Consider the following 23,303-nt stretch of genomic DNA (forward strand, 5'->3'; position numbering starts at 1 on the left):
TATTGAAGGGAATAAAAGGGAGATTAATAGGGAGCTATATATTTATAGTTGCTATAACTGTTGCTATACTTGAGATCTTTCTTGTGGCAGCAATAAGAGGATATTACTATAAAAATATAGAAAATATGTTATCAAATCAAATTAAAGTTTCTGTAGATTTTTACAATAGCTACCTATCGTCTTCAAATTTGAAAAAGAATATACAAGATAACACAGATATATTTTGGAAAAATACCTCAGCTGAAGTGCAGATTATTGATACTTCTGGAGATATGCTTATGGATTCTATAGGAAATTTTATTCCGGGAAAGGTGCCAGGAAATGATATAGAAGATGCATTAAGGGGAGAAATGAGCACATATACTGGGAAAGATGTGAATACAAAGGAAAAAATTATGTGTGTATCTTATCCATTAAAGTCATCAGGTAAAATTGAGGGAGTACTCAGGTTTGTTACTTCTCTTTCAGAAGTAGATAAAGTAATAACAAAGATAACACTTATTTTAATATTGATAGGAATAACAGTTACTATAATAAGCAGTGCTGTAGGTATATTCTTATCAAATACTATTGTAAAGCCTTTAGATGGATTAACAGATATGGCGAGAAAGATTGCATCAGGAAGATTTAATGAAAGAATAGTTAATAAAAGAAATGATGAGATTGGGCAACTGTCTGATACGTTAAACTTTATGGCTGATGAAATAGGAAAAAATGATAAGCTAAAAAATGAATTTGTAGCGTCTATATCTCATGAACTTAGAACACCTCTTACATCCATAAAAGGTTGGGCATCAACTATTCGTACTGGAAGTTTAGAGGATAAGCAGGAAATAATAGATGGACTGGAAATAATAGAAAAAGAAAGTGATAGGTTATCTAAATTAGTTGAGGAACTTTTGGACTTCTCAAAGTTTGTATCAGGTAAGATTGTGATGCAGAAAGATTTTGTCGATATGAAGAACACTATATCACATATACAAAAACAGATGATGCCTAGAGCTCAAAGGCAAAAGATTACTTTTGATATTAATTTGGAAGAGTTACCGTTAATGTTAATAGATGAGAATAGAATAAAGCAAGTCCTTATAAATATACTTGATAATGCTTTCAATTTTACTCCTGAAGGTGGATACATAAGTCTCAACCTAAGAAAGAGTAACCAAGCGTTGTTTATTACTGTGAAGGATTCAGGAATTGGAATAAGACAAGAAGATTTACCTAAAGTAACTGAAAAGTTTTTTAAAGGAAAGAACAGTAAAACAGGAAACGGAATTGGATTGTCAATTTGCAGCGAAATAGTTAGTATGCATAATGGACAAATTGCAATTAATAGCGAAGAGGGGAAAGGAACTATAGTACAGATAATATTACCAATAGAAGATAAATTTTAATTATAGGGTTATAAGTCCGAAAGTTAACTTATACTCTAGGATATTTTTCGAGATTCAGTCTGTTAAAATCTTTTAGTCAATCTAAAAGATGTATTTCAGAGAAATTAAGAACTTAGATAAATTATAAAAAGAAAAGGTGATCTTTCTTGAAAAAAATTGTTGTAATGACAGTTACTTTGCTAGTTATTTTAATAGTTATATTTCATAAATATATTAATATGTCTTTTAGTACACAGGTATTGCCAGTGGCGGTAAAGAACTTTCCTATCGAAGGGAGATGGGTTGTTACTAGGTGTGTTTTGACAGATAATTCAGCAGCATCGGAGAGTAATACTAAAGAGTTTTGGAATAAAGAAGCTATCTTCAGCGGGGAAGAGGTATATTTTAACAATGAATCCTGTAAGAACCCTAATTTTAAAATTAAGATTGTAGATACAAAAAGTTATTTTTGGGACAGTTTTAAAGTAAGACCTGTTGATCTTGGTATATCAGAGAAAAAGGTTAAGGTAGTTACAATATCTTCTGGCAATACCTTCTTTGATGAGTATGTACAGACAAATAATAATCAAATAATAAAAAATAGTAATGGTATGCTTTTATTTTTTACTAGACAGGGAACTGAAGTTAGCAAGCTTCCAGGTGTGTATGAGCCCAAAAGTAGCAAAGTACTTATGACTAAATTTCAAAAGGATATAGTTTCTAAGAGCGGGATTCTTCTTGGTATAAAGCACAAAGAAGAAAATGGATATAGTTATAAAACATTATGGATAAGTTCAAAATACAAAAATTTAGATGAAATAAAGGAAGTTAAAAATCTTTTAGTGCCAAGAAAGAATGGATTTTGGGAAATAGGTATGGATGATAATATTCTTTGGGGAAAATCCTTAAATAGCAACAATTCCAAATACAAAAGTAGAACATTAATTAATAGCGAGATTACTTTTGTGGGAAATGAGTATATATCTTTGGATAACAAAGATTCGGGATTAGAGGTTGCTGCTATAGACAATTTAAATGGAGATAACATAGCATTTTCAAAAGCCTTTGGAAGTGATGCAGGAGAAGCATTAAAAAAGAGTGCGGAGTTATTTCTAAAGAGGTTAAATAAAAAAACTTTTAATCAAGAAGATATGAAATATATGGAGAAAAATTGGGCTGTTATCAGGCGTAGTGGGAGGTGGATTTTAAGAGGAAGAACTGAAAGTGGAGACTTTGATATTGCTTATGCTACACCAAGTATCTTAACGACATATGATGATTTATATATACCATTTAATTCGATAAAAAGGGTAGTGCCAGATGCAGTAGATGCATACGCTTCCCCTAATAGAGACATTTTAGTTGTAGTTACAAATACAAATATAAAAGTATTCTCTATAAACAATAAGGATATAGGTAAAATTAAAGCAGATATAAAACTAAAAGATAATGAAAGTGTGGTTATGGGACAGTGGGCAACTGGAGAGTATGTAGAAGAATGGGGAAAAGTAGTTAGTAAAGTATCCTCCCTTAGTGCTAGTTCACAATCTCCTGCAAAGCAGTTACCTGAAAAATAGTGTATGTGTATTTAAAATAATAAAATAGACTGGATATGAATATGTTTTTCGTATCCAGTCTATTTGTTATATCTATAAAAAAGATTATAATTTAATATTCCGATAATTGAAGGCTTTGTATAAATAAGTGTTAGCGAGCACTTAGGTTATGCAACGTTTACAGGATGAAATTCATCATTTTGTGTCATTATAGAACACTAAATAGTACAGAAAAAGGTCATGTTTTGTAAATATAAATCAATGAAAGTTAGAGCAATTTAGAGAAATATGAAGTAAATAAAATAAAACAAAGCATATTTTTATTTTAATGTAAATTTTGATTAAAATTATCGTTAAAAAGGTTGATTTTATAAAAAAACTGTTTATAATAGTTTATATGACTAGAATTAATTGGTAAAAATGATGAGTTGTGGAAATAGAAGGGGATGTTTGAATGATGCAAAATGGCAATCCTAATGTTGCATATTTTAGTATGGAATTTGGTCTAGACTCAAGTTTTAAAATTTATGCTGGAGGACTTGGAATACTGGCCGGTGATTTTTTGAAGTCAGCTAAAGATAATAAGTTTCCTGTTGTTGGCATAGGTATAAAGTGGAAACAAGGATATGTGGAACAGCATATAGATAGCCAAGGTAGAATAGTTGACTCATTTTATAATAATGAATATGATTTTTTAAAAGATACTAACGTCAAAGTTAACGTAAAAATTAGAGGTAGAGATGTTTTTTGTAAGGTATGGAAAGTGGAGTGCTTTGGAAACTCAGAATTATATTTACTTGATACTGACATTCCAGAAAACAATGATAGATGGATTACGGGTCAATTATATGGATGGTTTGAAGAGGAAAGAATAGCTCAAGAGATGGTTCTTGGTATTGGAGGAGTAAGAGCACTTAGAGCCTTAAATAAAAATATTGATGTATATCATTTCAATGAAGGTCATGCAGTATTTGCTGGCTTTGAGCTTATAAAAGAAAAGAGAGACAGAGGATATAATCCTTATGATGCATGGAATGAGTCTAGAAAGGAAATCGTATTTACAACCCATACACCAATCTTCGAAGGTAACGAATTTCATGGACTAGATATTTTAGAATATATGGGAGCTTTTAATGGCTTAGATAGATATCTAGTTAAGGAAATAGGTGGGGAGCCTTTTAACATGACAGCAGCAGGTCTTAGATTATCAAGAAAATCTAATGCGGTTTCTGCTTTGCATGGCAGAATTGCCAATGATATGTGGAAGTCTATTGATAAAAGAAGTGAAATAATAAGTATAACAAATGGAGTACATGTTCCTACTTGGGGAGATATGGACTTAATTGGTGCTTGCAAAAGAAAAGAAGATATATATGGTTATCATAGGAAGAACAAACAAAAACTTATAGATTTCATTTATCAGGAAACAGATATTAAATTAAATGAAGATAAGCTATTAATTGGCTTTGCCAGAAGGGCAGCGCCTTATAAAAGAGGAGATTTGATATTTACAGATGAAAGCAAAATAGGTACACTTCTCAAAAATAGAGATGTTCAAATAATAATATCTACTAAAGCTCATCCACTAGATTTTAGTGGGAAAGAAATAATTAAGCATATTTTAAGCATACAGAAGCAATACCCTCAATCTGTTGTATTTTTAGATAACTATAATATGGAGAAAGCTATGCTCCTTACAAAAGGTGTAGATGTATGGTTAAATAATCCAAGGGTAACCAAAGAAGCTTGTGGTACTTCTGGCATGAAGGCAGCTATCAATGGAGTATTAAATTTAAGTACTTTAGACGGGTGGTGGCCTGAAGCTTGCTGGGATGAAGTAACGGGGTGGCAGATAGGCGGAGGATTTGTTTCAGAAGATACAAATATACAGGATAAACATGATGCAGATAGTTTATATGACGTTCTCATAAATAAAGTAGTTAAAATTTATTATAATGATCCTAAAAGGTGGCAAGAAATGATGAGTGCCAGTATAAATGGAATGATAGATAGATATTCAGCAGATAGAATGATAAAAGAGTATTATGATAGACTATATAGATAAATATTAGGGGGAGAGAAATAAATGAAAATATTAATGCTTTCATGGGAGTACCCACCCAAAAATATAGGTGGGTTGTCAAATCATGTTTTTTATTTGTCACAGTCCTTAAATAAGATGGGCCACGAAATACATGTGATAACCTGTGAAGAAGGTACGGCTCCTATTGAGGAAAATAATAACGGAGTTTTTGTACACAGGGTATCACCATGCAAAATAGACACTAATGATTTTGCAAAATGGGTTATGCAACTTAATTTTTCTATGGTAGAAGAAGCGATAAGAATTATAACAACAAAAGGAAAGTTTGATCTGATACATGCTCATGACTGGCTTTCAGCATTTAGTGCTAAAACATTAAAATGTTCTTTTAAAATACCTACTGTAGCTACTATTCATGCAACAGAGTATGGTAGAAATGGTGGAATAAGAACGGACATGCAAAGATATATATCCTCTACGGAATGGTTTTTAGCTTACGAATCATGGAAGGTTGTTGCATGTAGTAATTATATGAGACAGCAAATAAGTGATGTATTTTCCGTGCCTTGGGATAAAATTTGGGTAATACCTAATGGAGTATGTCTAGAGACATTTAACTTTGAATTCGATTGGTTAAATTTTAGAAGAAAGTATGCTAGAGACGATGAAAAAGTTGTATTTTATGTTGGAAGACATGTGTTTGAAAAAGGAATTCATCTTCTTGTAGAGGCAGCTCATAGAATAGTTGAAAATTATAATAGCACAAAGATTATTATAGCTGGTACAGGTCCAATGACAGAAGAACTAAAATCTAGAGTAAGACAGATGGGACTAGAATCAAAAGTGCAATTCACAGGTTATATGAGTGACCAGGATAGAAACAAAATGTACAGAGTTGCCAATGCTGCTGTATTTCCTTCACTATATGAACCTTTTGGAATTGTTGCTCTTGAGGCGATGGCAGCAGGATGTCCGGTAATAGTTTCTGATACAGGTGGACTTGGAGAGATAGTTGAGCATAAGATTAATGGGTTAAAAGCTATAAATGGATGTGTAGATAGTTTAGTAGACAATATTAGTGAAATTTTATATGATGAAAACTTGGCAAATTTTTTAAAGAAAAATGCTTTAAGTTCAGTATATGAGAGATATACCTGGGATAAAGTTGCTGAAATTACAATGGATATGTATAAAATGGTGAAAGAAGAATCAAAGGGAACTGAATGGGAAATTAGAGGAAAAGATGAATCAGAAATAAGAGAAAAGCTAAATAGAGATGAGGAAAAGGGATTAGGTATTGAGAAATTAAATATAAAAGAACCTGAGTTTATAGAGAAAGAACCAGGCAAAAAGAAAAGGGTCAACAAATAAAGAATATATAAATTTCAAAAGAGGGGATGAGGTTTATGAAAGCTATAATTATGGCAGGTGGAGAAGGAACAAGATTAAGGCCTTTAACTTGTAATATACCTAAGCCTATGATGCCAATAATGGATAAGCCAGTAATGGAGTATACAGTGGAACTTTTAAAGAAGAATGGAATAACTGATATAGGAGTTACATTACAATATTTGCCTGATGAGATCACTAACTATTTTGGAGATGGCAGGGAATTTGGAGTTAATATGAGATATTTCATAGAAGAGACTCCTTTAGGTACTGCTGGTAGTGTTAAGAATGCAGAAGGTTTTTTAGATGATAGTTTTATTGTTATAAGTGGGGATGCATTAACAGATATAAATTTATCAACAGCTATTGCTTATCATAAAAAGAAAAAATCTATAGCAACTTTAGTATTGAAAGAAGTTCCTGTCCCGCTGGAATTTGGAGTTGTTGTGACAGACAATGACGGACGGGTTACAGGATTCTTAGAAAAGCCAAGTTGGAGCGAGGTTTTTAGTGACAAGGTAAACACAGGAATATATATACTTGAACCGGAAATATTCTCATATTACGAGAAAAATCAAAAGTTTGATTTTAGTAATGATCTATTCCCTATACTTTTAAATGATCAGAGACCTATGTATGGGTATGTAGCAGAAGGATACTGGTGTGATATCGGAAATATAGAGCAGTATATTAGATGCCATTTTGATATATTGAAGAGCCTAGTAGATGTCAATATAAAAGGTGAAAAATATAAGGATGGTATATGGGTTGGTGAAAGTTGCGAAATAAGCACTGGGGCCAAGATATCTAGCCCTGTTTATATTGGAAGTGGTACAAAAGTTTATGAAAAATCAGAAATTGGACCCTATACTATATTAGGGAAAAACAATATAATTTCCAATGGAGCTACAATAAAAAGAAGCGTTCTTTTTGATAACTGCTATATAGGAGATAACACAGAAGTTAGAGGAGCGGTTTTGTGTAAAAAGGTTCAACTTGAGTCAAAAGTTTCTGTATTTGAAGAGGCAGCAATTGGTGATGATACTCTTATAAGAGAAAAGGCCATCGTAAAGCCTGGAGTTAAGATATGGCCAAATAAAATTATAGATTCCAGTACTGTAGTAAAGTCTAATGTAATATGGAGAGGAAAATTTTCTAAATCCTTATTTGGAAAAAAAGGTATAACTGGAGAAGTTAATGTTGATATTACTCCAGAATTCGTTTCAAAGTTAGGCTCAGCATATGGTTCACAATTAAAGTCAGATTCAAAGGTTGCTATTGCCTGTTGCGATAGTGGAGCAGCTCAGATGTTTAAATATTCATTAGCGACAGGGCTTCTTTCTATGGGAATCGAAGTTTTAGATTTGGGAAGATTACCGAGATCAATAACAAGGCAATCAACATTATTCTTTGGAGTACAAGGAAGTGTCCATGTTTCAGTAGATATTGATGACCCTCAAAAGGTGAACATAGTATTTATGGATAAGAACGGACTTGATATAGATAAAGGATTAGAAAGAAAAATAGAAAATAGCTTTATAAGAGAAGAATTTAGAAGAGTTAAAACAGATACTTTTAAAAAGATTGATCACATGCGCGATTGTATCGATTATTATGTAAGACAAATTGTAAATCAGCTTGGTGTTAACAATATAAGAAGCCAAAATTATAAAGTAATTTTAAGCGTAAAAAATCCTATGGTTCTAAATATAGTTAGAGCTATATTCCAAGAACTTAAAGTAAATGTTAAGATCTATGAAGAATTCAATGATATTTTAGGCTTAAGAAAAGAAGTAGTAGAAAATAATGCTAGCTTAGGCGTTAGAATTGATGATGAGTGTGAAGGGGCTTTAATTATTGATGAAAAAGGAAATATAATAAGAGATGATTTATATGATGCATTAAATGCACTTGTTATGTTGAAATCCACTAACATTAGAACACTAGTGGTTCCTGTAACAGCTTCATCTACCATGGAGCAAATAGCGGACATGTGCGGATGTAAGTTTATAAGAACTAAAACATCACAAAAATTTATATTGGATGCTTACTTAAAAAATGAAAATAGAATAGGTAAAAGGGAAATGATTAATGCTTATTTAATGACACTCGATTCAATAAGTGTATGTATGCTAGCAATTAATCTTATGGCTGTGTGCAACTTGCCTCTTTCCAGGATACTTACTCAAGTTCCTAAATATTATATAACAAAAAGGAAGTAAAGTGCCCTTGGAATATGAAAGGTAAGGTAATGAGGAATCTTATTGAGGAGAACGATTCAAATTCTGTAGACTTAATTGAAGGAGTTAAATTAAACTTTGATGACTCATGGGCTTTAGTTTTGCCAGATGCAGAAGAACCTCTATGCAGGGTTTATGCAGAATCGAAGGATTCAGACGAATTGAAGAAACTTACAGATAATCTTTTAAAAAGAATTGAAACAATAACATTAGAAGAGTAAGTTAACTCTAGCAGAGCACTTAGGTGTGTTCTGCTTTTTTTCTACTTTAATGTTATAATAGACTTATTAAATATTGCTTATGTGAGGTAATAATATGAGTTTAAGGTTTATATTTGGGAGAGCAGGTAGCGGTAAAAGTTATTACTGTTTAAATGATATAAAGAAAAAAATAGAAGAAGGATGTTCTCATCCCCTTGTACTTTTAGTACCAGAGCAATTTTCATTCCAGGCAGAAAAAAATCTCATAAAAGCTGTAGGGGAAGAAGGAATGCTAAAAGCTCAGGTATTGAGTTTTAAAAGAATGGCCTATACAGTTTGTAGTGAAGTAGGCGGATTAAGTAGACAACATATTAATAGCTCAGGAAGAAGTATGCTCGTTTATAAAATAATGTCTGAGAATAAAGATAAGTTAAAGGTTTTCGGAAAAACCGCAAAAAACAGGGTTTTGTTACAACTGTATGTGATATTATTACTGAGTTTAAGAGATATAATATTACTATTGAGCTTTTAAATAGTGCCTTAGATAGAGTAGAAAGCGAAAACTTAAAAAATAAAATTCAAGACTTAATTTTGATTTTTTCAAAATTTGAAGAAAGATTACATAAGAATTACATAGACACAGACGATGATCTTACTATACTTGCAGAAAAAATCGACAAGTGTCATTTATTTGATGGAGCAGAAATTTGGATAGATGAATTTTCAAGTTTTACTCCACAGCAATATATCGTTATTGAAAAGTTAATGAGTAAGGCAAAAAGAGTAAATATGACCTTGTGTACTGATTGTCTTAATGGAGATTGTAAGGTTGAAAATACAGATATATTTTCAACAACAAAGAATACAGAACAAAAGCTTTTAGAAATTATACAAAGAAATAATATAAAATATGATAAGCCTATAGCCTTAAAGTGCAGTCCGTGTTATAGATTTAAAGATAGTGAAGAGCTTCAGCATCTTCAGCATTACTTATTTTCTTACCCTTATAAGACATATAGAGGAAAAGTTTCTGACTTACATATTATTAAAACCCTGAACAAATATGTAGAAATAGAGGAAACAGCTAGGGATATTATAAGAATATGTAGGGATAAAGGGTTTAGGTTTAGAGATATAGCAGTGGTAAGTGGAGACTTAGACGGGTACGAAAACTTAGTTAGAGCAATTTTTTCAGAGTATAATATACCATATTTTGTAGACAAAAAAGAGAAATAGTAAACAATCCAATAATCGTGTTAATAGTTTCAGCAGCTGAAATTCTTGCTAGGAATTGGTCTTACGAATGTGTATTTAGATATTTAAAAACAGGACTGCTGGATCTGAGCAATGAAGAAATAGATATATTGGAGAATTATGTATTAGCAAATGGCATAAGGGGTAAGAGGTGGATAGATGAGAATCCATGGGATTATAGAATAAACTATGATTTTGAGAATGAAGAAATATCGGATGAGGAAAAAGAGCTTCTAAATAAAATAAATGATATTCGGTATAAAGTAATAAAACCATTGCTAATTCTTTCAGAAAATATAAAAGGAAGAAAAAAAGGAATAGAAATGTGTGAGGGATTATATCAATTCCTTTGCGAAATTCAAGTTCCAGAAAAATTAGAGCATTGGATAAATGCTTTCAAAGAACTAGGAGAGCTAGATAAATCAAATGAATATGCACAAATATGGGATATTGTAGTAGAGGTGTTAGACCAAATAGTAGAAGTTGTAGGTGATAATATCTTAAATATGGATGAGTTTGCAAGGATTTTAACTACTGGATTTGGAGAGTATGAGATAGGTGTAATTCCACCAGCGCTAGATCAAGTACTTATAGGTAGTGTTACTAGATTAAAAAGTCATGATGTAAGTGCATTGTACATAGTTGGAGTTAATGATGGTGTTTTCCCTGCAGCAGTTCCTAGCGAAGGCATACTAACGGATGTTGATAGGGAAGGACTTAGGGAAGGAGGTCTGGAACTTGCAAAGGATACAAGAAGCAGGGCTTTTGAAGAACAATTCTTAGTATATACTACATTAACTATTGTTAGTAAATATTTAAGATTAAGTTATGCTATGTCAGATGAAGGAGGAAAAGCTAAAAGACCATCTATAATTATATCCAGAATAAAGAAGGTTTTTCCAGGTATTTTAGAACAAAGTTGTTTAGCAGAAGAAAGATACGACGATGAAAGTCTTAAAGCTATAACAGGGCCTAATGCTACTTTTAATGAGCTTGTAGGCAACATAAAAAAAGATTCTCAAGGAAAATATATTAGTCCCCTATGGCTAGATGTATATAGATGGTATAAAAATAATAGTGAATGGAGCGAAAAGCTCAGCTCAGTATTGAATGGTTTTAGTTATACAAATAAAGCTCAAATTTTAGATACATCAAAGGTAAGAAAGCTTTATGGAAGGCATATGAGCATAAGTGTATCGCGTTTGGAAAAGTATGTAGAATGCCCTTTTGCATACTTCATGCAATATGGACTTAAAGCTAAAAGTAGAAAAATCTATAATTTTAGTTCACCAGACTTGGGAAGTTTTATGCATAATATATTACAAAGCTTTTCTGTTATGCTGAAAGAAAACAACCTGAGCTGGAAGGATATAGATAGACAGTGGTGTGAGAATAGTATAAATGATATTGTAAATTCAACAATATCCAAAATTCCAGGATCTATACTTAGCAGTTCAAAAAGATATGGTCATGTGACCAAAGGATTAAAACGGGTATTAACTAGAGCTGTATGGCTTATTGCAGAGCACATGAAAAGAGGTGGATTTGCACCTAAAGGATATGAACTTAGCTTTAGTAATTCTGGAGATTATCCTCCGATAACCGTAGAACTTCATTCAGGTGAAACTGTTAGTCTTATAGGAAGAGTAGATAGAATTGATAGTATAGATGAGGAAGAAGCAACATACTTAAGAATAGTAGACTATAAATCTGGAACTAGAGAGTTTAAGTTGTCAGATGTTTATTATGGTCTTCAAATGCAGCTTTTAATATATTTAGATGCAATGCTTACAGAATTAGAGGAGAGAATAAACAAAGATGCTCTTCCAGGGGGAATTCTCTATTTTAAGCTTGATGATCCTATAATAAAAGGGAAAGGTGAGCTGTCTGATAGTGAAATAGAAAAAAGAATAATGAAGAGCTTAAAAATGAATGGACTCTTACTTGATAATCTCGATGTTATAAAAGGGATGGATAGTGAGATAGAAAAAAGTTCTGATATTATCCCTATAACTATTAAAAAAGATGGAGAAATATCGAAATCTCAATCATCTGTTGCAACTTTAGAGCAATTTCAGCTTCTAAGAAAGTATGTAAAGGATACTATATCTCAATTATGTGAACATATATTAGAAGGAGATATTGATATAAATCCATGTAAGAAGAAAAATAAGAATTCTTGTGAATATTGCATTTATCCAGCAATATGTCAATTCGATACAACAATAAAGGATAACAAGTATAGGATTTTAGAAGATAAATCTGATGAAGAGATTTGGCTAGCTATTGAAGAAAAATTAAAGAATTAATGAGAAAGTGCTTTAAGAGTAATGTATTGCTCTTGAGGCACTTTTATGTAAAATAACCTAACCTGTATTTGCAGTGAAGTACAGGTTAGGCGGCTAAATAGGGTTTTAAGTACTTGTAGTACTTAAAATTTGGAGGTGATAGGGAAAAATTGTAAAAATTAAGTGGGGGTAATATATCTAAATAATTGAAAATTTCATAAAAAATAAAGCAACAATGTAATTATCTATATATTTATTATATGTAAAAAGGTATTTTGTGTGCTAAAAATAATAATAAAACCATTAAAAGTATTTTAATTAATACCTTTAATGGTTTTATTGTTTCATCCACGTAAGCCCTATAAGCATAGAAGGGACTTATAAAATTATTTTTTACTTACATAATTTTTTGAATTCATCCGATACAAATTGTACTTTTGTACCTACAATAACTTGTAAACTTGTTTTACCTGGTCTAATTACACCTGAAACACCTGCAGATTTAATAATTTTCTCATCAACTACTGACTGATCCTTGATTTCTAAACGTAATCTAGTTACACAGTTATCAACAGATACCACGTTTTCTTTTCCGCCAACACCTCTTAAGATTGTAGATGCAATTTGTGTAAAATCATTATTTGCAAGTTTTACATTAAGTTCGCCCTCTTCATTGTCATCTTCTCTACCAGGTGTTTTTAAATTGAATTTTGTAATTACAAAACGGAATACTACATAATAAATAATTGCAAATGCTATACCAATTGGAATCAACATAATTGGATTTTTAGCCATAGGAGCCTTAAAACTTAAGAACCAATCTACGAAACCAGCACTGAAGTTAAATCCAGCTCTTACTGGTAACATTGCACATACAGTAGCAGAAATACCTGTTAAAACTGCATGAACAAAATATAAAGTTGGAGCTAAGAACATAAATGAGAATTCTAATGGCTCTGTAACACCAGTAAAGAAAGAAGATATTGCTGCTGCTAATAATAAACCATAAACAACTTTTTTCTTTTTATCTTTAGCTGTATGATACATAGCCAAAGCACCAGCTGGCAAACCAAACATCATTACTGGGAAGAATCCAGTCATATACATACCAGTTACGCCTAGTGTTCCTTTACCTGACCAGAAGTTGCCAAGGTCGTTGATTCCAGCTACATCAAACCAGAATACAGAGTTAAGTGCATGATGAAGACCAAATGGTATTAACAATCTATTTAAGAACGCATATATACCAGCACCAATAGCACCTGTAGATATAATTGATTTACCGAAAGCTACTAATCCCCCATAAACAAAAGGCCATGCAAAGAATAAGATTAAAGATGCAACAATTGAAGCTGCAGCTGTTACAATAGCAACACTTCTTTTTCCACTAAAAAAGCCTAAAGCATCTGGCAATTTAGTACCCTTAAATCTGTTATAGCAAGCGGCACCAATTAAACCTGCTAAAATACCAATAAATTGAGTTTCAGTCTTACCAAAGGCTGCTGGTACTGCTTCAACTTTAACTCCACTAAACATTGCTACAGCCTTTGGAGCCAATAAAGTTGTAATCATAAGCCATGAGACAAGACCTGCTAATCCAGCTGTACCATCATTATCATCTGACATTCCAACAGCGACACCAATTGCAAATAAAATTCCCATATGATCGATTAATGCCCCACCTGCTTTTAGCAAGAAAGCTGCAATTACACTGTTTGCTCCCCAGCCAGTAGGATCGATCCAATAACCAGCACCCATTAAAATACTTGCAACAGGCAAACAAGCTACTGGAAGCATTAGAGATTTGCCTAATCTTTGTAGATACTTCATCATAATTAAAGTTCCCCCCTAAGTGTTTTTTAAATTTATTTTAAGAATTTTTACATTCTTAAAAACGTTATGAGTTTGTTAAGATATTTATAGTTAATTATTAAAAATAAAAAAAGCCGAAAAGGAATTAACCTTCTCAGCTTTTGCCCACAATGGTTACACGCTCAGAAAACGTTTGTAAATATTAATTTAATTTAATTATACTAGGTTTAGCATATATGTCAATATATTATTTTTAAAATTATTAAAGTTTAAAACATTGACAAATGTAATTTAACAATATATACTTAATAGCAAAACGTGTAACTGTTTAATCAGGCATAAGTTTTACAACTTATGTCTTTTCTTTTTGTAAATATTATCTCTAGGAGGCGTAAAGTTATGTTTGATTTTTTTAAAAAAAGTTTAGAGTTAATTGCTCCAGTTTCTGGGAAAGTTATAGATTTATCTGAGGTTCCAGACCAGGTTTTTGCACAAAAAATGGCTGGAGATGGTGTGGCAATTGATACAACCGGGAATATTGTAGTATCACCAGTAGATGGTGTAGTGTCATTTATATTTAAGACTAATCATGCCTTTGGTATGATATTAGATAATGAAATAGAGTTGCTTGTGCATGTAGGAATTGATACTGTGGAGCTTAATGGAGCAGGCTTTGAAAGATTAATTGAAGAAGGAACTAAGGTAAAAGTAGGAACACCCATATTAAAGATAGATAGAGAATTTATAAAAGAAAAAGGATATTCCCTAATAACACCAGTGTTGATTGCAAATCCAGATAAATTAAAAGAAATAAAATATAACACTGGAATAGAAGTTGAAGCCGGAAAAGAAGCTGTTATTAGCTATAAAGTAAAATAAAGAATAAAAATATAGAATTTAAATGACTAAAGGTGACTTGTGCAAAGGGGTATTCCTCTGTGCAAGTCACCTTTATAATTTGAAACTCTATAAAAATTTAAGATAAAGAAGATTTAAATCTCTGTATATGAACTGCTAAATAAGCTATCTCATCCTCTATAACTTTTAAGCCAAGTGCATTCTCTATAATTTTCGCTGACTTCTTAGCAAGCTTATAGGAAGTAGAATAACGTTTTTTTATCACATCTAATAACTCGTTTTTTATAGGGGTGTTATTCAAAATTCTCTCTATGGCAAAACGAATGTGTGTAAGAAAACGAGCATAATCTAAAGACTGCCTATCTATTTCGATATTCAAAGTATCCTCTAAAAATTCTACTATGGTGCTAGATAAGAAGGCATATTTTAATGTATTAGACAGTTTGCCTTGATTTCTTGCTGAATGTATATGAAGTGTTATAAATCCTATTTCACCATCAGGTATTGATATCTTTAATCTGTCTTCTAACATACTGACAGCTTTACGAGCAACTTCAAACTCGTTTCTGTAAAGGGTCTCTGTTTCTACCAAAAATGGATTCTCGATTTCATCATTTTCTTTAAGTCTTTTCAAGGTAAAGGTAATGTGATCTATTAAAGATATATGGATTTTTTCGTTAAGCACTTCATTTAATTCATTAGATATCATACAAATAACTTCTTCGCACAAGCCCATGAGATCACTATCTATGTTATCAACTAATTCATTAAATGCTTTTGTATTAGATTTATCTTCAATAGTAAAGATCTTATCTACAGCAATAGTACTAGGAACGACGTCCCCAGTATGTTTTCCAAAGCCGATACCTTTTCCAAAAAGTATTTTTTCATTATTATCCTGCGAAGCTAAGATAACATTGTTGTTAAATATCTTTATAACCCTATAGTCAGAAGGCGATGAGTTTTTCATAAGATATACCTCCAAAGGTAAAGTTAGTAGTAAAGTATATAAATCATTAATTTAGTTTATTCTAAAAAATAAGCTTAGTAAATATAAAAATAAAATTGGTATATACAACATATCAACATAATGTTATAATAACATATATACCATATATTTGTACAGAGCTAATTAATCAAATTGATTATTAAAACTAAAAGAAGCAATATTCTTTTAGTATTTGCTAATAAAATATTTTTAATTACTTGCAAAGCAGAAACAAAGGGAGGAAAAGAATTTGAGAATAGTTTCGAAAGATAATCCGCTACCATTACATTATCAAATAAAGCAAGTTATACAAGAAATGATAGAGAATGAGGAATTAAAACCAGGCGATGTCATTCCCACTGAAAGAGAGTTATGTGAAATTCAAGGGGTAAGCAGGATGACTGTTAATAAGGCTATTATGTCTTTAGTAAATGAAGGCATCTTATATAGAGAACAAGGAAAAGGTACTTTTGTTTCAGAACCAAAGGAAAAGCGTCAGTTATCACAATTGAGAGGGTTTACAGAAGAAATGGAGGAAAAAGGGCTAAAAACAAGTACAAAAATTTTATCCTTCGATATAAAAGATGCAACTAAACAAAGCAAAGCTATATTGAATATGCCTGAAAATGAAAATAAAGTTATAGAAATAAATAGATTAAGAATGCGAGAAAATGAGCCTATAGCTCTTGAAACTGTATGGCTACCTCACAATCTTTTCTCAGACATGACAAGGGACACTATAGAAGGAAAGTCCTTGTATAAGGTATTTAAGGAAAAATATAAGTATGATCTGAAAAAAGCTAAGCAAACAATTGAACCTATATTATTAAATGAATATGAAAGCGATTTGTTAGGATTGGAAGAAGATGCTTTAGCTCTTATGTTTAGAAGAACTACCTATATGGAAAATGACATTCCGATAGAATATACAAAAGCTATCTACAGGAGTGATAGGTATAAGTATGAAATAATACTTACTTAAGCAGAGAGCCAAAACCTGTGATTTTGTGCGAATCGGTTAAGCAGACATACAAAATCTTTGATTTTGACATGGTCGCTTACTCAGTGAGTACTCCTCAGACATAAGGAAGAGGAGTTTCATATCTTAGATTTAGGAGGAATAGAAGTGAGTGGACGAAACCCAAATACAAAGGATATAGATAATCTAAGTGCTCTAGAAATACTTAGAAAGATAAATGAAGAAGATAAAAAGGTGGCAACTGCTGTAGAAGAGCAGCTAGATAACATAGCTGGTGCTGTAGATATAATAGTAAATTCTTTTCAAAAGGGTGGAAGATTATTTTATATAGGCAGTGGAACAAGTGGAAAGTTAGGTGTTATAGATGCTTCGGAATGTCCACCAACCTTTGGAGTAGACGATGAAATGGTTCAAGGAGTTATTTCCGGAGGGAAGGAAGCTATAAGTGGATGGTTGGAACATACTGAAGATGATGAAGAACTAGCGATAAAAGATCTTCAAAAGAAAAATATTACTAATAAGGATGTTCTGGTTGGAGTTACTGCTAGTGGAAACACTCCTTATGTTAAAAGCGCCATGGAATATGGTAAAAGAATTGGCTGTAAAACCATTGGAATTATATGTAGGGCTCACGGAAAGTTAAGTGAAATATGCGATTTAACTATAGCAGTAGATGTGGGAGCAGAAGTTATAATGGGATCCACAAGAATGAAAGCCGGAACAGCACAAAAAATGGTTTTAAATATGCTAAGCACTACAGCCATGATAAGGATGGGGAAAACTTATTCAAATTTGATGGTAAGTGTAAAGCCAATAAATAAAAAGTTAAAGGAAAGAGTAAAAGAGATAGTTAATTTAGCTACTGGGGCTGATATTAATACAGTTGAGGTAGTGTTAGAAAAATGTAATTTTGATGCTAAGGTTGCTATAGTCGCTATTAAATCCGGAATAAGTATTGAAGAAGCTATAAAGGCGCTTGAAGCGGCTAATGGCAAAGTAGCAGAGGCTTTAAGTAATAAAAAATGATTACGTTAAGAGAGGGTGAAAAAAGTGAGAGCAATTATTAATGGAAGAGTTGTACTAGAGAATTGCATATTAGAAGATAAAGTAGTTCTATTTGACACTCAAATAAAAGGACTAATTAATAGGATTGAGTTTGAAAAGAATGTTAATGGAGGCAGTTATGATGAAATTGATATAATTGATGCCAAAGGTTCATATGTTTCTCCAGGATTTATAGATTTGCATATACATGGTTCAGGTGGAAGAGATGCTATGGACGGTGAGCTTGAAGATTTAAAAATAATAAGTCAAAGTATAGCTCAAAATGGTGTTACAGGCTTTCTCCCAACCACTATGACAATGAGTAAGGAGAAAATATATAAAGCGCTTGACAATATTAGAGAAGGAATGAAGCTGGATTTAGGAGGAGCAAAGGTTTTAGGTGCCCATATGGAAGGTCCTTTTATAAATCCAAAATATAAAGGAGCTCAGAAGGAAGATTATATAATAGAGCCTAATTATAATTTTATAAATGGCTATGAGGATGTAATAAAAATTATAACTTTAGCGCCAGAAAAGGATAATAATTCTCAATTTATAAGATCTGTAAAGGAAAATACAAACATAGTACTATCCATAGGCCATTCTGATGCTACTTATGAAGAGGCGATGGAATCTATAGAAAAAGGTGTAAGTCATGCTACTCATCTTTTTAACGCTATGAGTCCACTTAATCATAGAAAGCCGGGAGTTATTGGTGCGGTTTTTAATAGTAATATAAATTGTGAGCTTATAGCCGATAAAATACATGTTCACCCTGGCGTTTTTCAAACTGTGGTTAATATAAAAGGAGTGGATAAGGTTCTCCTTATAACTGATTCAATGAGGGCAGGGTGTATGAAGGATGGAGTTTCGGAACTTGGAGGCCAAAAGGTTATAGTTAAGGATAACTCTGCAAGACTAGAGGATGGAACTTTAGCTGGCAGTATTTTAACTTTAAATAAGGCTGTAAAAAATATGGTTGAAAATACAAACCTGAATATTTATCAAGCTATATCAATGGTATCATTAAATTCTGCAAAAGATATAGGGATTAGTGATAGGAAGGGAAGTATAGAAGAAGGAAAAGATGCTGATATAGTTATATTTGATGAGGAATATAATGTAAGCCATACAATCGTTGAAGGTAAGACTGTCTTTACTAAAATATAAAATAGGAAGGTGCTAAGTATGAGAATAATTGTTGTAGAAAACTATGAAGAAATGAGTAAAAAAGCGGCGGCTATGATGGCAAGCCAGATAATTCTAAAACCAGAGAGTGTACTTGGTCTAGCAACAGGAGATACACCCTTAGGAATGTATAGAGAGTTAATAAGAATGTATAATGAAAATATGATAGATTTTTCAAAAGTTAAAACTTTTAATTTAGATGAATACTACGGCTTAGGTAAGGATAGTAATCAAAGCTATAACTACTATATGACAAATAATCTATTTAAGCACATAAATATTGATAAAGAAAACATAAATATACCTAATGGTATGGCAAAAAATATAGAAGAAGAATGTATAAGCTATGAAAAAAGAATAAAAGAAGCGGGAGGAATAGATATACAAGTACTTGGAATAGGAGTAAATGGACATATAGGATTCAATGAACCAGATGTCAATTTTGAAGCAGAAACACATCTTGTAAATTTGGATGAAAAAACTATTGAATCCAACTCAAGATTTTTCAAGTGTATAGAAGAAGTTCCTACTAAGGCTATCAGTATGGGGATAAAAACAATAATGCATTCTAAAAAAATAGTTCTTTTAGCAAATGGAGCATCAAAAGCGGATGCAATCGCTAAAACAGTAAATGGAAAAATATCTCCTGAAGTGCCAGCATCAATATTACAACTGCATCAAGATGTTGCTATAATCGTAGACAAGGAAGCAGCAAGTAAGCTATAGGGTTACTAGGCCAAAAGTTGACTTATACGCCGGGATATGTTTCCAAGCTTCAGCACGTTAAAAATTTTTAGCCAGTCTAAAGCTTGTGTTTTAAGCAGAGAACCAAAATCTATGATTTTGTGTGAATCGCTTACTCCTCTGACGTAAGGAAGAGGAGCGTCATATAGAATTCTCTTAAAGCCCTTCACTAAGACTGGCACAAAGTTTTTAAATCTACTTCAGCTTTGGAAACATATCCATCTGTATAAGTCAACTTTCTAGTTAGTTTCTCTATATTTTTAAATTATTTATGTGATAATTGAGTGTCAATAATATTAAAAACCAAATTTGTAAGAATGAGTTTAGCAGTTGTTGGTTAGCATAATATATGTAATTTTATAAAATCTTAAATTAGTATTGAGATGGTAACTTATGTTACAGAAAAATACCAAATATTACATTATACTTATGTTATAGAAAATAAATTTGGGAGGTTGGTATTATGGCACAACATTTTATAAAGAATATAGATTTTTCCAAGGTTTTAGACATGGAAGGACTTGTTGAATATCAAGAAGGTCAAGTTGTTAGTAGAACTCTATCTCAGGGAAAAAACTTAAGTGTTACTTTATTCGCATTTGATAAGGGAGAAGAAATAAGTTCACATTCCTCAGGTGGAGATGCTATGGTTTATTTACTGGATGGTAGTGCTGAGATAACAATTGCAGAAGAGAAGTTTAATCTTAAAAAAGGTGAAACAATAGTAATGCCTGCTGGAATTCCACATGCGTTATATGCTTCTGAAAAATTTAAAATGTTATTAGTTGTTGTTTTTAACGCATAAAAATATTAGTTGCTAAAAATGCCTGTGTCTACTACAAGTAGTTGTAGTAGACACAGGCATTTTGCATAGGACTTAAATATGTTAATTGTATTTACAAATATAATTAAGTGATATATAATTTAGTTAAGTAATTGCTTAATCAGATGGAGGGTTAAATGGATCAAATAGTAAAAGTATTTAAGGCATTAGGAGATGAGACCAGATTAAAGATACTAATTATAATTTCAAAAAGAAATATTTGTGCTAAAGGACTTTCAAAACATTTAAATATTTCAGAGGCTGCAGTATCTCAACATTTAAGAATTCTTAAGGATGCAGGAGTAATTATCGGTGAGAAAATGAGCTATTACGTAAATTATAAACTTCAAAGTCCTATACTTTTAGATACAATTAATTTCATCAACGAACTTAACGAAGACCTTCCTTTGAGTTGTTGTAACTTTGATTTACATACATCCGACATTTGTAATAAGGCATGTGAAGGCAGGAAAAATAGATGTTGCCAAAAAAATAAAGTTTGAGAGGAGAATAAATTATGAAAGTATGTGTTCCAGTAAAAGAAAACCAAGGATTAGAAAGTATACCATATAATCATTTTGGTTCAGCTCCAATATTTCTAATTTATAATTTAGAGAATGGAGAATTAAAAGCAATTAACAACAATGATTTACATCATCAACATGGGATGTGTCAACCTCTAAAAGCGTTATCTGGGGAACAAGTTGATGTAATATTAGTAGCTGGAATTGGAGCTGGCGCGTTAATGAAATTACAAAGCCAAGGAATAAAGGTATATAAGGTTGGAGATGGATCTATTTCAGATAACATTCAGTTATTAAAAGAAAATCAGCTAGTGGAGTTTTCTTCACAAAATAGCTGTAATCATCACGGCTGCGGACATTAATATGATCAAGCAGCATTATCTAAAAATAATTTTGTAATATAATTTATATTAATAAAACAAGCATATAGAGTATGTATCGTATATGCTTGTTTTTATTTATCCTTTATTTTCAGTATTATTGGTTGGTTCTTTTTGATCTAATTTTCCTTCTTCCTCTTTTCCGATAGCAGATAACTTTTGAATTAATGCTTCTGCTTGTTCATAAGTTAAGTGAGAAAGTGGGACATCAAATTCTTTCATAGTATATTGCTTTAGATTATCGATAGACATATCCTTTAATCTTGCTAATTCCCATATTGCTGTTTTTTGATCTTTTTCCATCATACGGACTTTGGAATTCAAGCTGCCAGAATCCTGCTGGGACGATAGGTCGCCTATCTCTTCTTTAGTTATTAATCCATTAATTCCAAAGGCTCTTTTTAAAACAAATACCTCTGCTACCTTTTGAATCATAGCACTAGGATATTTTCTCCATATAGAATTATTTTGATTATATTCCTCAAAAGATACATAACTTATAAAAGGTTTTTTACCTTTTCTGTCACATCTAGCCCATGCTCCTATAATTTTTCCTCTTTTAGTGCCAAATCTATGAGATATCTTATACTCTCCAGCATCTATTTCGAAAGCATCTCCTTCGTGGACTACGAAACTTATTAATCCTCCAAATTCATGGCTAGCTTGTGCAAATTTTAAATATCCGTCTCTGCTTGTCATAATATTAGTTTGATTCCCATACTTGGTAAACCAAATTTCCCGTTTAAAGGGATCTAAGTTATATTGATTAGCTAAGTATAAAAATATTCTTAACTCATCTTCTGTAGCACCCTTAGCAACATTATTCTTTATCAAGTTAATTTGATCTTCGTTAAAGTTTAATGTTGGTTGCTGAGGGTTTTGAATTGTACTTTCTACCATTTAACACACCTCCTTATTGGTGCGTATAAATTATTTATTTGTTTCTTCAACTAGATTCTTTTCATATTGTTCTATTGCTGACTTCACCATATTGCCACCGATAGCGCCTCCAACTGTACCACATAATCTTGATGGTATATCGCCCCAGTATCCATCCTTTGGGATATTAATGCCTAATTCCTTTGCCAATTCTGTTTTTGTTTTAGATGTCTCCATTTTTTCAATATAATTCTGATGTTTTTTCATATTATTCATATTAATGTCCTCCGCCTTTCGAAACAAGATTTTTCTCGAAGCTTTCTATCATCTTCTTTACCATAGATCCACCTACTGCACCACAGGTAGCTGCAGGAATATATCCCCAGTGTCCATCTTCGAAAGCGTGAGGAACTTCTTTTATGCCAAGTTCATTAGATACCTCTTCTTTAAGAGAATCAAGTGTATCTTGAGATTTTGGAATTAAAGTTCCACGTTTATTACTCATAAAAATTCCCTCCTAGATATCGTATCATGAATAGTTTTTGTACAATTTGTTTTCGTATTCTATAATGATTTTTACAAATACTAAGTAATAATGAATTAAAGTAATGTTTTTCAAAGTTAGGAATTTTATATTTATATGAGTTGATTTTAGTTTTCTATTTTTTCTATATGGCTAAATTGTTAATTTTTGAATTAAAATTTGTAAAAGATAGAAAATTAGCATAAATTAACGATAT

17 protein-coding genes and 2 pseudogenes are annotated in these 23,303 nt (G+C 31.8%); 14 read left to right on the plus strand and 5 right to left on the minus strand.

The genetic code is table 11. The features are described 5' to 3' along the window. Positions 1-2 precede the first annotated feature (2 nt). The 6 genes and pseudogenes from RCG18_RS10040 (at position 3) to addB (ending at position 12,365) form a co-directional block, all read left to right on the plus strand. Positions 3-1,394, plus strand: coding sequence for a HAMP domain-containing sensor histidine kinase (locus RCG18_RS10040; protein WP_308041161.1), 1,392 nt, complete (start codon positions 3-5; stop codon positions 1,392-1,394). Positions 1,395-1,540: 146 nt separating this feature from the next. After that, on the plus strand, positions 1,541-2,950 hold the full coding sequence (locus RCG18_RS10045) for a hypothetical protein (RefSeq protein WP_308041162.1): 1,410 nt from the start codon (positions 1,541-1,543) through the stop codon (positions 2,948-2,950). A gap of 436 nt (positions 2,951-3,386) precedes the next feature. Beyond that, positions 3,387-4,994, plus strand: coding sequence for an alpha-glucan family phosphorylase (gene glgP / locus RCG18_RS10050; protein ID WP_374119128.1), 1,608 nt, complete (start codon positions 3,387-3,389; stop codon positions 4,992-4,994). A 21-nt stretch (positions 4,995-5,015) separates the two neighbouring features. After that, a complete protein-coding gene (locus tag RCG18_RS10055) occupies positions 5,016-6,344 on the plus strand; it encodes a glycosyltransferase family 4 protein (RefSeq protein WP_308041164.1) in 1,329 nt (442 codons plus the stop codon). 35 nt (positions 6,345-6,379) lie between these two features. Further along, positions 6,380-8,823, plus strand: a pseudogene (locus RCG18_RS10060) (sugar phosphate nucleotidyltransferase). 94 nt (positions 8,824-8,917) lie between these two features. Next, positions 8,918-12,365, plus strand: a pseudogene (gene addB / locus RCG18_RS10065) (helicase-exonuclease AddAB subunit AddB). A 372-nt stretch (positions 12,366-12,737) separates the two neighbouring features. Here addB and nagE read toward each other — a convergent pair. Continuing rightward, on the minus strand, positions 12,738-14,177 hold the full coding sequence (nagE, locus tag RCG18_RS10070) for an N-acetylglucosamine-specific PTS transporter subunit IIBC (RefSeq protein WP_308041165.1): 1,440 nt from the start codon (positions 14,175-14,177) through the stop codon (positions 12,738-12,740). 378 nt (positions 14,178-14,555) lie between these two features. Here nagE and RCG18_RS10075 point away from each other — a divergent pair, with 378 nt between their 5' ends. After that, positions 14,556-15,035 carry a PTS glucose transporter subunit IIA gene (locus RCG18_RS10075; protein WP_308041166.1) on the plus strand — a complete coding sequence of 160 codons (480 nt, stop codon included), beginning with the start codon at positions 14,556-14,558 and terminating at the stop codon, positions 15,033-15,035. 97 nt (positions 15,036-15,132) lie between these two features. Here the strand turns inward: RCG18_RS10075 and glcT are convergent, their stop codons facing one another. Continuing rightward, complete coding sequence (glcT, locus tag RCG18_RS10080) at positions 15,133-15,984, minus strand: glucose PTS transporter transcription antiterminator GlcT (RefSeq protein WP_308041167.1); 852 nt, start codon at positions 15,982-15,984, stop codon at positions 15,133-15,135. A gap of 268 nt (positions 15,985-16,252) precedes the next feature. On the opposite strand from glcT, the gene RCG18_RS10085 reads away from it, so the two are divergent. From RCG18_RS10085 to RCG18_RS10115, 7 genes are all read left to right on the plus strand, one after another. Beyond that, positions 16,253-16,984 (plus strand): GntR family transcriptional regulator, encoded by a 732-nt coding sequence (locus RCG18_RS10085; protein ID WP_308041168.1) that lies wholly within the window; start codon positions 16,253-16,255, stop codon positions 16,982-16,984. A gap of 120 nt (positions 16,985-17,104) precedes the next feature. Next, the gene (gene murQ / locus RCG18_RS10090) at positions 17,105-18,007 is read left to right on the plus strand and encodes an N-acetylmuramic acid 6-phosphate etherase (protein ID WP_308041997.1); all 903 of its coding nucleotides are present in this window, start codon (positions 17,105-17,107) and stop codon (positions 18,005-18,007) included. Between the two features lie 24 nt (positions 18,008-18,031). Next, complete coding sequence (gene nagA / locus RCG18_RS10095; RefSeq protein ID WP_308041169.1) at positions 18,032-19,195, plus strand: N-acetylglucosamine-6-phosphate deacetylase; 1,164 nt, start codon at positions 18,032-18,034, stop codon at positions 19,193-19,195. Positions 19,196-19,213: 18 nt separating this feature from the next. Next, the gene (gene nagB / locus RCG18_RS10100) at positions 19,214-19,939 is read left to right on the plus strand and encodes a glucosamine-6-phosphate deaminase (protein ID WP_308041170.1); all 726 of its coding nucleotides are present in this window, start codon (positions 19,214-19,216) and stop codon (positions 19,937-19,939) included. A gap of 481 nt (positions 19,940-20,420) precedes the next feature. Beyond that, positions 20,421-20,762, plus strand: a complete 342-nt coding sequence (locus RCG18_RS10105) for a cupin domain-containing protein (RefSeq protein ID WP_308041172.1) — start codon at positions 20,421-20,423, stop codon at positions 20,760-20,762. 155 nt (positions 20,763-20,917) lie between these two features. Then, on the plus strand, positions 20,918-21,283 hold the full coding sequence (locus RCG18_RS10110; RefSeq protein WP_308041173.1) for a metalloregulator ArsR/SmtB family transcription factor: 366 nt from the start codon (positions 20,918-20,920) through the stop codon (positions 21,281-21,283). Positions 21,284-21,297: 14 nt separating this feature from the next. Then, positions 21,298-21,666 carry a NifB/NifX family molybdenum-iron cluster-binding protein gene (locus RCG18_RS10115; RefSeq protein WP_308041174.1) on the plus strand — a complete coding sequence of 123 codons (369 nt, stop codon included), beginning with the start codon at positions 21,298-21,300 and terminating at the stop codon, positions 21,664-21,666. A gap of 96 nt (positions 21,667-21,762) precedes the next feature. On the opposite strand, the gene RCG18_RS10120 is transcribed toward RCG18_RS10115, so the two are convergent. Genes RCG18_RS10120 through RCG18_RS10130 form a run of 3 tightly spaced genes read right to left on the minus strand, consistent with a single transcriptional unit; the run spans position 21,763 to position 23,068 of the window. Beyond that, positions 21,763-22,584, minus strand: coding sequence for a RecT family recombinase (locus tag RCG18_RS10120; RefSeq protein WP_308041176.1), 822 nt, complete (start codon positions 22,582-22,584; stop codon positions 21,763-21,765). 30 nt (positions 22,585-22,614) lie between these two features. After that, a complete protein-coding gene (locus RCG18_RS10125; protein ID WP_308041177.1) occupies positions 22,615-22,839 on the minus strand; it encodes an alpha/beta-type small acid-soluble spore protein in 225 nt (74 codons plus the stop codon). Between the two features lies 1 nt (position 22,840). Next, complete coding sequence (locus RCG18_RS10130; RefSeq protein ID WP_308041179.1) at positions 22,841-23,068, minus strand: alpha/beta-type small acid-soluble spore protein; 228 nt, start codon at positions 23,066-23,068, stop codon at positions 22,841-22,843. Positions 23,069-23,303 lie beyond the last annotated feature (235 nt).

It is taken from the genome of Clostridium sp. OS1-26 (assembly GCF_030915445.1).
Lineage (GTDB): Bacteria > Bacillota > Clostridia > Clostridiales > Clostridiaceae > Clostridium_AM.